Genomic DNA, 9823 nt, shown 5'->3' on the forward strand with positions numbered 1-9823 from the left:
GACGACTCAGCTTCGGTCCTCAGCTGGACGTGCACACCCTTATTAATGGGGGCGGCGGCCGCGTCCGCGTGCCGGGCCCACGGGCATTGACGGGGTGTGTGCCTACCGTGCGGAGGCCGTCTCGGCGACGGGTTCGGCCGCGCCGGGCCCGGGGACGGCCGGGGGGCGGTTGCCCTGCGGGGCGGTGCGCGGCGGGCGGCGCAGCCCGAGGTCCTTGAGCTTCAGGGACGGCTTCTCCACCAGGTGCCAGGAGAGGAACGCGGCGGCGGCGAGGACCAGCGACACCAGGCTGTAGACGGTGTAGCCGTGGCGGTTCACCTGCCACAGGGTCAGGCACTGCTGGATCGGGAACGCGTAGATGTAGATGCCGTAGGACAGTCGACCTTGGTGCCGACCTTCGTCAGCGGGCCGGGCATGCGGGCGGCCAGCCAGATGAGCCCGTAGGCGAAGGCCGGCAGCCCGACGACGGTGAACGCGCCGTAGCGGCAGCTGGCGAGGAACAGCGCGAAGGCCGCGACGCCGGCGAGGTCGTTGATCGGCAGCTTCGTGCGGTACAGCTCGGCGAGGGCGCCGAGGGCGAACATGAAGCCCACCGGGAGGAGCTGCTCCATCGGGATCCAGCCGAGGAAGGGCAGCGATGGCAGCCGGATCATCGTCCGCCAGTTGCTCGGGCACACCAGCGGCATCTCCGACGACGGCCTGCCCGGGTACACCACCGCGAAGGAGTACTACCGGCAGCGCCACGACGTCTACAGTGACGGGCAGTTGGTCGCCCTCGCCATGGCCCACGCACCGGACTTCCCGCCCGGCGAGGGCTGGAAGTACTCCAACACCGGCTGCGTCCTGCTCGGCGTGATCATCCAGGAGGTCACCGGCCGGCCCGCCCACCGGGAGATCGAGGACCGCATCCTGCGCCCCCTCGGCCTCGACCGGACCCGCTGGATGGGCACCTCCCCCACCCTGCCCCGGCCGCACGCCCAGGCCTACCAGTTCTTCGGCCCCGGTTCCCGGGTGAACGTCACCGACCAGACACCGGTGGACCACGAGCCAACCTCGACGAAGCCGTCGCTGCCGCACGCATCTGCCGACAGCAGTGGGACGAAGCAGGAGTGCGCCAGTCACTGTTCGAGATCGTCGTCGGCGAGCGCCCGGGCAGCGACGGCATCCGGATCCGGCACGTCAGCGACGCCGACGTCGAGCTCTACCTCGCCACCCTGCCGGACTACGTCACGATCTCCTTCCCCGCTGACGCGGCCAAGGTACTCGCCGCGTGCGACCCGTACTTCGGCGCGATCGCCAGGCTCCAGCAGCTGCGGGAGGTCATGGCCCCGGCGGTCGCCGCGCTGACCGCGAGGCTCGCCCTGGCGGTAGCGGCCGGCCGCTTCGAGGCGGACGAGGGCTCGCTGCAACAGACTGCCGAGCGGCTGGTGGGGGAGTGTGAAGTTGCATTTCGTTGTCGTGGTGAGCTGCAGCAGTTTGTCGTGATGTCTGGGGGCTGATGCCTGGTCAGGGGTAGTGGTGGCCGGTGCGGCGTCATCGTGGTGTGGGGCGTTGTCACGTTGTTGGGTGCGAGAGTGCCTGAGGGTGTGTCGGGGTGTGGTGGGGCCAGGTTGCAGCTGTGTGTTCAGGCCGCGGTGGGCGGGCTGGCGGCTCCGGTGACCTGCTCCCAGATCGCGAAGCGGACGGTCATCTCGGCTCGGTAGCCGGTGGCGGCCATCAGGTGGCGGCGGGGTCGGAAGTGGGGTGAGATGCCACTGAACGCGGACAGGAAGCGTTGGGTCGCGCCGGCGGAGCGGAAGCCCTTCATGGCGCGTTCGCGTTGTCTGGTGGGCTGGTGGCTGTTCTCGGCCCGGTTGTTCAGACCCTTGTGGGAGCGGTGCTCCACGGACGGCATGACCTCGCGGTGGGCGGCTCCATGGGAGCGGCTTGTCCGTGACGATCACCTTCGGCACCGCGCGGGTCCGCTTGAGGAGGCGGCGCAGGAAGCACCTGGCCGCGGCCTTGTCCCGCCGCCCCTGCACGAGGATGTCCAGCACGTTGCCGTCCTGGTCAACGGCTCGCCACAGGTACTTCCGCTCGCCGTTGACCTTGATGAAGACCTCGTCCAGATGCCACTTGTCCCCGGTCCGGGGCTGCCTGCGGCGCAGCGCATCGGCGTAGGTCTGCCCGAACTTCAGGCACCACCGCCGGACCGTCTCGTGGGAGACGACGACACCGCGCTGGAGCATCAGCTCCTCCACCTCGCGGAACGACAGCGGGAACCGGAAGTACAGCCACACACAGTGGGAGATGACCTCGACCGGGTGTCGGTGACCCCTGTGCGACGGCGACGTGCTCTCCACGAATGATCCCCCCTCCGCCGTGATCGATCAGAAGATCATCTCACCCAATCGGCTAACGTGACAGCGCCAGCTGGAGCGCACTTGCACCGCCGCCCTCGCACTGCGTGGCGAGCAGGTCCCGCCCACCCGGCCCGGGGTACGCCGCAGCCGCCTCTGACCGTCGGCCGCCGCGCTCCCAGGCAAGAAGCACCGGTCCACCACCATGGTGGCCGGTGCTTCTTACTGCTCTTCGCCCGCAACCAGGGAACCTGACCGCTCGACCTGGGCATGCTCCTGGTGGTCTCGGTGCTCTTCGGCGTCCTGGTCACCTGGCCGCTGCGGCGGCACGAGCCCGCGATCATGCGCCGGTGAACGCCCGGATCACTCCTGGATCCACCGGTCGCGGGTCATCGCAGCCTCTGCGAGACTTGTCACGGTATGGTCACTGAGAGTGACGGCCGTGATTACGCAGCGATATCCGGTGAAAAGAGTGGGACCTTGTCCGATATCCAGGCGTTCGACGTCATCATCGTCGGCTCCGGGGCGGCCGGTGGAATGGCGGCGAACGAGCTCTGTGCGGCGGGCGCTCGCGTCCTGATGCTGGAGGCGGGCCGGGACTACGATCCCGGGACCGAGACGCCGATGTTCAACACGCCGCAGGACGCGCCGTTGCGGGCGGCCTCGACGTCGGACAAGCCGCAGGGCTTCTACGACGCCACCGTCGACGGCGGCTCGCAGATCGCCGGTGAGCCCTACAGTCAGGCGGACCCCCCGAATCCGGACAAGTCGAATCAGTTCAGCTGGTGGCGGCCACGGATGCTGGGCGGCCGCACCAATCACTGGGGTCGGGTGGCGCTGCGCTTCGGACCGTACGACTTCAAGCCGAAGACCCGCGACGGACTGGGCTTCGACTGGCCGATCGAGTACGCCGACCTGGCGCCGTGGTACGACAAGGCCGAACGACTCATCGGTGTCACCGGCCTTCCCCACGGGATCGAGAACGCCCCCGACTCCCCGCCCGGCGTCCAGCTCCCACCGCCGCCCCCGCGCGGCTTCGAGATCGTCCTCAGCCGGGCGTTCGAGCACCTGGGCATGAAGGTGGCGACGATCCGGGCGGCGGTGCTCACCCGCCCGTTGAACGGCCGCGCGGCGTGCCTGTACTCGACCCAGTGCACCCGCGGCTGCGCCAGCCGCTCCAACTTCCAGAGCACGACCGTCCTCATTCCCCCCGCCCGCGCCACCGGCAATCTCACCGTCGTGTGCAACGCCATGGTGTCCCGGGTCGACGTCGACGCGACCGGGCGGGCCACTGGGGTCACCTACAACGACCGGGTGACCGGCTCCGAGTTTTCGGTCACGGGGCGGGTGGTGGTGCTGGCGGCGGGAACCTGCTCGTCGGTGCGCATCCTGCTCAACTCACGAAGCGCCGTGTTCCCCAACGGGATCGGAAACGGCCACGGGCTGGTCGGCAAGTACCTGATGGACTCGGTCGAGTTCTCGCGCTCCTCCCGAATTCCAATGCTCGAAAAACTCCCCGTGCTGAACGACGACGGCATCTTCACCCCGCACATCTACGTGCCGTGGTGGCTGCTGCCCGAGCAGGCCGCCGGGCAGCTCGGGTTCCCGCGCGGGTACCACATCGAGCCGCGCGGGGGTCGCAGGATGCCGACCACCGGCATCGGAAGCCTGATCGACGACGGCAGCGCGATCTACGGCGACGCCCTGCGGGCGGAGGTCCGGCGGAGGTACGGCACGACCGTCACTCTCATCGGCGAAGGCGAGATGATCCCGAACGAGGACTCCTTCTGCGAGCTCGATCCGACGGTCAAGGACAAGTGGGGAGTTCCGGTCCTGCGGTTCCACTGGAAATGGGGAGATCCGGAAGTCCGGCAGGTCACGCACATGCACGACACCTTCAACAAGGTCTTCAGCCTGCTCGGCGGCGCGCCGGACACCAGTCCCGTCGCGATGCCGCAGGGCGGCGGAGCGGTCCACGAGGTCGGCGGCGCGCGGATGGGGACCTCGCCGCAGAACTCCGTGCTCGACGCCTACAACCAGTGCTGGGACGTGAGGAACCTGTTCGTCGTCGACGGCGCCGCGTTCGCGTCGAGCCCGGACAAGAACCCCACGCTCACCATCCTGGCCCTGGCCGCGCGGAGTTCGGCCCGCATCCTCGAACTGCTGAGGAGCGGCGGGATCTGACCGCACCACGCGCCCAACGGTCGAGCGAGCGCGACCGGATGACGGTACATCGCAAGCGAGAGGACGAGATGGACCAGCACAGTGCCGCCGGGGTCGGTACCGCACCGCAGGGCTACGGCACCGATCCCAACCTCGTGACGCCGCACACGCCTTGGCCGCGCACGCTCTCGGAGCGCGAGCGCGCACTCGTCGCGGCCCTCGCCGACATCGTTCTACCGGGCACCGCTGAGTATCCGGTGCCGAGTGCGATGGGGATCGCCGACTTCTTCGACGACTGGGTGAGCGCTCCCTACAAGACGCAGCAGGGCCACAGGACCGTCATCACGACCGGCCTCGCCACGGTCGACGCGGAGGCGCGGCGCCAGTTCGGGACGGGGTTCGTCGAACTGGACGGCTCCCGGCAGCGCACGATCGTCGACCAGATCGCGTCGACCACCGCGACGGACCGGAGCTTCTTCATCAGGTTCCGGTCCCTGCTGCTCGCCGGCTACTTCACCTCCGACATCGGGTTCAAGGCGATCGGTTATCCCGGGAACGTGCCGCTGCTCGCTTTTCCGGGTGTCCCGCCGGAGGCGCAGCGCATCATCGACGACGAACTCAGGAAGTTGGGGCTGTAGCGTGAATCCGGTGACCGCGGGCACTCCGCGCATGAAGACCATCAGGGAGTACGTCGAGGCGGGAGTTCTGCCGCTGGACGACCTCAAAGGCGCCCTGCATCTCGCGATGCGGCTGGAATTCGCCACCATCCCGCCGTATCTGTGTGCGCAGTGGTCGGTCAAGGACGACCCGGACCGCACCGAGGGTGTGCTGCACAGAATCGTCAGCCAGGAGATGAACCACTTCGCGCTGGCCGGAAACCTGCTGGCCGCGATCGGCGGCCGGCCGTCGATCGCGCACCCGGACTTCCTGCCGACCTATCCGGCCAACGAGCTGCCCGGCGGCATTCCGCAGGAGCTTCCGGTTGATCTGAAGCCGCTGGTCAAGGACCAGCTCGCGGTGTTCATGCAGATCGAGTACCCGGAGTTCCCCCCGATCGCCCTCCTGGCCGGGCGGCCGCCTGCCACGATCGGCGCCTTCTACGACACGATCATCCAGACGTTCCAGAAGCTCGAGCCGGCGATCGACCCGAAGGCCCACGCGGTGGAGGTGCCTTTCGCGAAGCCGATCAGAACCGTCGCCGACGCGGTCGACACGATTGACCGGATCAAGCGCGAGGGGGAGGGGACACAGGGCTCACCCGATCAGCCGCCGGGGGAGGGGGACAACGGTCACGCGCACTACTACCTGTTCAAGGAGCTCTACGTCCAGAAGCGGCTGGTCAAGACCGGCGACAAGTGGAGCTTCAGTGGAGCTTCCGTCACCCTGCCGGAGGTGTACCACTTCGCAGCCTCCCAGGCCCGGCCGAACCCCTCGACCGAGTTCAACCGCACCCTGTCGAAGCTGCTGGTCGACCTGGAGGCGTGCTGGACGTCTGGCGCGCCGCCGAACGTGGCGGCCATGTTCCAGCTTCAGATCCTCGGACGGGACCTGATCAATCGGGGGATCCGTCCGGAGTTTCGGTGGGATGACGGAGCGGCCTGAGCGAGCTCTGCGGGTGCCAGCGGGACCGGCTCCACCTGGTCGCCCCGGCCGACACTCCCTCACCGAGGCGCTGGACAACCCGAACACCCGCGCCGCCTACGACCAGCGCCAGGCCGTCCGCGAGCACGAGCAGCAACAGGCCCACCAGGAGCTGATGGACTCCCTGGCCTGCATCGACTGCGGCGACATCCCCGAGCAGGAGAGCACCTGGGAGTACGGCCTCCACAGCAACCACAAGTGGACCCGCCGCCCCGGCGGCCGCTGCCGGTCCTGCCACCAGCAGCGGAAGGAGCAGCTCGAGCGGGAGGCCGAAGAGCAGCTGGACGCCGCCCGCACGGCGAACGCCGCGCTGCGCCCGTGCTGGACGTGCCGGGGCTCCATCGGCGGGAATGAGGACTCGAAGCTGGAACTGCGGGAGAAGGCCGGCCGGGACCGGCTGGAGTGCCCGGGGTGTGTGGAGGCCCGCGTCGTACGGGGCTTGGGGCCTCTGGTGCTGCCCGCACCGACCAAGCGGGAGCTGGTGGCCGCGCTGGTGTCCGCTCCGGACGATCCGTGGTGGGAAGCGCGGGTGCTGCACGCGAGGCTCTACCCGGTGCGGGACCGTCGGGCGTGACCTGGCGGATCGCGCTGGGCGGTTCGCTGTTGCCTTTGCCGGCCCGGTCGCCGACAGCGTTTTGTGGCTTCGGGCCTGATCGATCTCAGTGGGGGATCATTCGGGATACCGGCTGAGGTGGCTGCCCGCTCGGGGGCGCGTTGGCCGGTCCGACTTTCCTGAGGAGCGCCGGATCGGCCGCGCTGGGCCGGGTGCCCGTCGTGCTACAGGACGGCGATGGTGAACTCGGCGTCCGTCTGACGACCGTCTTTGACGGGGACGACGGTGATGGCGTCCCGCCGGTTGCCGCACGACTGGGTGGGTTCCCGGAGGATCTGCACGCTGTCGGTGCCGACCCCACCGTTGGCGAGGATCAGGGCGCTGGGGAGGTCGATGCCGGCGCTCGGGTCGACGATGACGCAGTAGACACCCGTGAAGGGGCGATAGCTGTCGATCACGTTCTTCTGCCTCTGCAGCCTACCGAGGCTGTCCACCTCTGCGGCGGCTCTGGCGTTGGGGGCGGTGATCTGGGCCGGGGCGGCGGCGGCCTGGAGGGTGAAGGCGGCCGACAGGGCGGCGGCTCCTGCGAACACGGCGGCAGTACGGCGCATGACGGTCACTCCTGGGGGTCGTTCCACAGCGCAACGGTGGCAAAATCTGATGGACCGCCAGTCACCCTAGGCCCAATGCCAGTGACTTAAGTTGCGTCCCGCTGGGTGATCGTGACGGTGGCCGGTTGTGGTGGTGGCCAGTTGCGGTGTTGGGCGCGTTTGAGGGGCCAGTTGGACATCTTGCGTTTGATGACGCGGGGGCAGGTCCGCTGGCGGCGTTCGGGCAGCAGGCGTTCGGCGATTTCAGCCAGGGTGCGGGTGAGCGCCCTGGCGAGCCTGCCGGGGGGAAAGTCCCGCCTGGGCGGGTACTTGGCGGCGCACGACCCGCAGGCTACGGGTGAAGGACAGCCGGTCGGGGTCGATGCCCTGATGCAGGGCTGCCTGGTGCATCAGCTGTCGGATCGCATAGTGGACGAGCAGGAGGCCGTAGACCTCCTGCTCGACTCCCCACGGGTACTTGGAGCGCAGGACGAGCCGGGGGCCGCGCTGGTGGGTCTTGATCTCGTCCAGGGTGGTCTCGATCTCCCAGCGCTGGACGTAGAGTGCCGCGAGTTCGGCGGCCGGTGCTTCCTTCGGGTCCAGGAGGGTGGTGACCAGGCGGTAGAGAGTGGCCTCGCCGGTGCGGGCCAGGGTGTACTCGACGACCCGGACGGTCACCGGATTGCGGCGCGTCCCGCGGTCCCTCCCGGCGTGGATCGTGCTGAGGTAGGAGCCGTCGTCGAGCACCCGCGTCACCGGCAGCGCCGCGTTCTTCTTCACCCGCCACAGCAGGTCCGCGCCTGCTGCCACAGCTCGAACCCGTAGAAGCCGCGATCGGCCAGCAGCAGCATCCCCGCCCGCAGGTGCGCGAACAACTGCCGGGACAGGGTCTGCTCGCTGACCGACAGCGGCCCCAACGCGGCGCCGAACACGGTGTGGGTGCCGCACTCCGCCAGCCCGACCAGCCTGGCCTGCGGGAACGCGCCGCTCCCGCGGCCTGATCCCGGCCGGCCGAAGAACTCGTCGTTGGCCTCGGTGTCCGCCAGGTCCATCGTGGTGCCGTCCACCGCGACCAGCTGCCGGCGCCGGTACCAGGCACCCGCCGTCCCGGGCACCGCCACCGGACGGCACACCCGCGCGAACAGCAGCCGCAAGGGCTCCGCGCCCAGCCGCCGGCGGGCCCGCCCGATCGCGGCGGTCGTCGGCACCCGCCACGACCGCCGCCCGTCCCCGAGCCCCTCACCCAGCAGCCGCGCGACCTCCTCATAGCCCTGCCCGAAGAACAGGCACATCGCCAGCACGAAGTACACGACCACCCGCGCCGGCAGCAGACGGCTGCGTTTCTCACCCCGCCCGGTCTCGGCGATCACCTCATCGACCAGACCCGGCGGAAACGCCTGGGTCAGCACCCCGATCGCGATCCGGTCCGATATCCGCTCACTCGCAGGCGACTTGACCTGCCCCACCCTCGCCACACCACAACCAACGAGGCACAGACCACAAAGTCACTGGCATTGACCCTAGGCCGCAAGGCGGGTCGCCCGCCCATCCGCGAGGCCGGCCGATCGGGTGATGTCCTGAGCGTGTACCGACACGCCTGTCGTGTGGGTGTCGGTGATGGTGGGGAGGGCGCCTCGGCCTGGCGGGCGGGGAGCCCAAGCAGCGGTCCGTAGCCCGGCGAGCCACGTGCCGGCGCCAACCGTGACCCGCGCCCTTCGACCAGATCCGCGAGCTATGTGTCGAGGCGGTGGCAGTGCCGGCCTTCGACGTGGAACGGCAGGTCGGCGAAGCCGGAAGCGGGTGCGACGAACTCGCACAGGACGACGGCCTCGCTGAACCTCCCCCAAATCCTGAACTCTCCGTGTACGGGCCCGTGCTCAGGCAGGTTGCCGTGGACGACCTCGCAGTTGCCGAAGGCGTCCCAGCGGCCGACGGGGCTGATGTCTGCCCTGAGGTTGTCGCAGGTGTACTCGGGGACGGGCCCTGTGGTGACTGCGGTGGCCGTGGCGGCGGGGCCGGCCAGTGCGGCCGCGGTAGCGGCCACCACCAGGGCGCGGGCGGTTCGTCGGGTGATGCTCATGAGGATTCGGTGCCTCTCTGCGCTTGGGGGATCGCCGGGGAGCCCGGTGGGCTCACCGTCCCCGGGCCCGAGCCGGCATACCGTCCGACGACTCGAACGCCACCCGAACAGCTCCTCGGGCCCCCGCCCCCTCCTCGGCCCCCGGGTCAGGTCGGCGTCCGCCGCCACGGTGGCCGACCGCAGCGCCCCCGCCGACGGCACCGGCATCGCCACCTGCGCCAGACCCGGAAGCAGGCCGCCGCCCGGGCCGCCCAGGCCGCGATTGCCGGGTCGGGGTCCGTTGTCGGCGGCTGGTGCGGGCTGAGGGGTGATCGCCACCGTGTCGGGAGCGGCAGTTCGGTTTGGTGCGTGATGGTCGCTTCGGATGCTCCTATAGACGTCAAGCCGCAGGAGCGAGGTCGGTTTGAGTGATCTGTGCGGTTGGTGTGCTGGTCAGGGCGCGGTAGACCTCGCGGGC

The 9823-nt window shown here is 69.6% G+C and carries 9 protein-coding genes and 3 pseudogenes; 6 read left to right on the plus strand and 6 right to left on the minus strand.

What is annotated here, in order from left to right:
- Positions 1-102 precede the first annotated feature (102 nt).
- Together ABZW30_RS45420 and ABZW30_RS45425 are read right to left on the minus strand one after the other, a co-directional pair.
- A complete protein-coding gene (locus ABZW30_RS45420) occupies positions 103-318 on the minus strand; it encodes a hypothetical protein (RefSeq protein ID WP_355677210.1) in 216 nt (71 codons plus the stop codon).
- Between the two features lie 11 nt (positions 319-329).
- The gene (locus tag ABZW30_RS45425) at positions 330-677 is read right to left on the minus strand and encodes a hypothetical protein (protein WP_355677217.1); all 348 of its coding nucleotides are present in this window, start codon (positions 675-677) and stop codon (positions 330-332) included.
- Between ABZW30_RS45425 and ABZW30_RS45430 the strand changes: the two are divergent.
- Both ABZW30_RS45430 and ABZW30_RS45435 read left to right on the plus strand, forming a co-directional pair.
- Positions 583-975: pseudogene (locus ABZW30_RS45430) on the plus strand (serine hydrolase domain-containing protein); the annotation flags it as partial. The gene ABZW30_RS45425 and the pseudogene ABZW30_RS45430 overlap by 95 nt on opposite strands.
- Before the next feature lie 134 nt (positions 976-1109).
- Positions 1110-1499, plus strand: a complete 390-nt coding sequence (locus ABZW30_RS45435; protein WP_355677218.1) for a hypothetical protein — start codon at positions 1110-1112, stop codon at positions 1497-1499.
- Positions 1500-1624: 125 nt separating this feature from the next.
- Here ABZW30_RS45435 and ABZW30_RS45440 read toward each other — a convergent pair.
- Positions 1625-2342, minus strand: a pseudogene (locus tag ABZW30_RS45440) (IS6 family transposase).
- Between the two features lie 477 nt (positions 2343-2819).
- Here ABZW30_RS45440 and ABZW30_RS45445 point away from each other — a divergent pair.
- From ABZW30_RS45445 to ABZW30_RS45460, 4 genes are all read left to right on the plus strand, one after another.
- Entirely contained in the window at positions 2820-4523 is a 1704-nt protein-coding gene (locus ABZW30_RS45445) for a GMC family oxidoreductase (RefSeq protein WP_355677211.1), read from the plus strand.
- Between the two features lie 68 nt (positions 4524-4591).
- Positions 4592-5140, plus strand: coding sequence for a gluconate 2-dehydrogenase subunit 3 family protein (locus tag ABZW30_RS45450; protein ID WP_355677212.1), 549 nt, complete (start codon positions 4592-4594; stop codon positions 5138-5140).
- Positions 5082-6104, plus strand: a complete 1023-nt coding sequence (locus ABZW30_RS45455) for a ferritin-like protein (RefSeq protein WP_355677213.1) — start codon at positions 5082-5084, stop codon at positions 6102-6104. Before ABZW30_RS45450 ends, ABZW30_RS45455 begins: the two co-directional genes overlap by 59 nt.
- A gap of 13 nt (positions 6105-6117) precedes the next feature.
- Positions 6118-6717: a hypothetical protein gene (locus ABZW30_RS45460; RefSeq protein WP_355677214.1), complete on the plus strand. Its 600-nt coding sequence runs from the start codon at positions 6118-6120 to the stop codon at positions 6715-6717.
- Positions 6718-6920: 203 nt separating this feature from the next.
- Here ABZW30_RS45460 and ABZW30_RS45465 read toward each other — a convergent pair whose 3' ends face one another.
- From ABZW30_RS45465 to ABZW30_RS45475, 3 genes and pseudogenes are all read right to left on the minus strand, one after another.
- On the minus strand, positions 6921-7307 hold the full coding sequence (locus ABZW30_RS45465) for a hypothetical protein (protein WP_355677215.1): 387 nt from the start codon (positions 7305-7307) through the stop codon (positions 6921-6923).
- 243 nt (positions 7308-7550) lie between these two features.
- Positions 7551-8761 (minus strand): annotated as a pseudogene (locus ABZW30_RS45470) (IS4 family transposase).
- A 257-nt stretch (positions 8762-9018) separates the two neighbouring features.
- Positions 9019-9366: a hypothetical protein gene (locus ABZW30_RS45475; protein WP_355677216.1), complete on the minus strand. Its 348-nt coding sequence runs from the start codon at positions 9364-9366 to the stop codon at positions 9019-9021.
- Between the last annotated feature and the right edge of the window lie 457 nt (positions 9367-9823).

This window comes from Kitasatospora sp. NPDC004669 (assembly GCF_040609455.1).
Taxonomy (GTDB): Bacteria; Actinomycetota; Actinomycetes; order Streptomycetales; family Streptomycetaceae; genus Kitasatospora.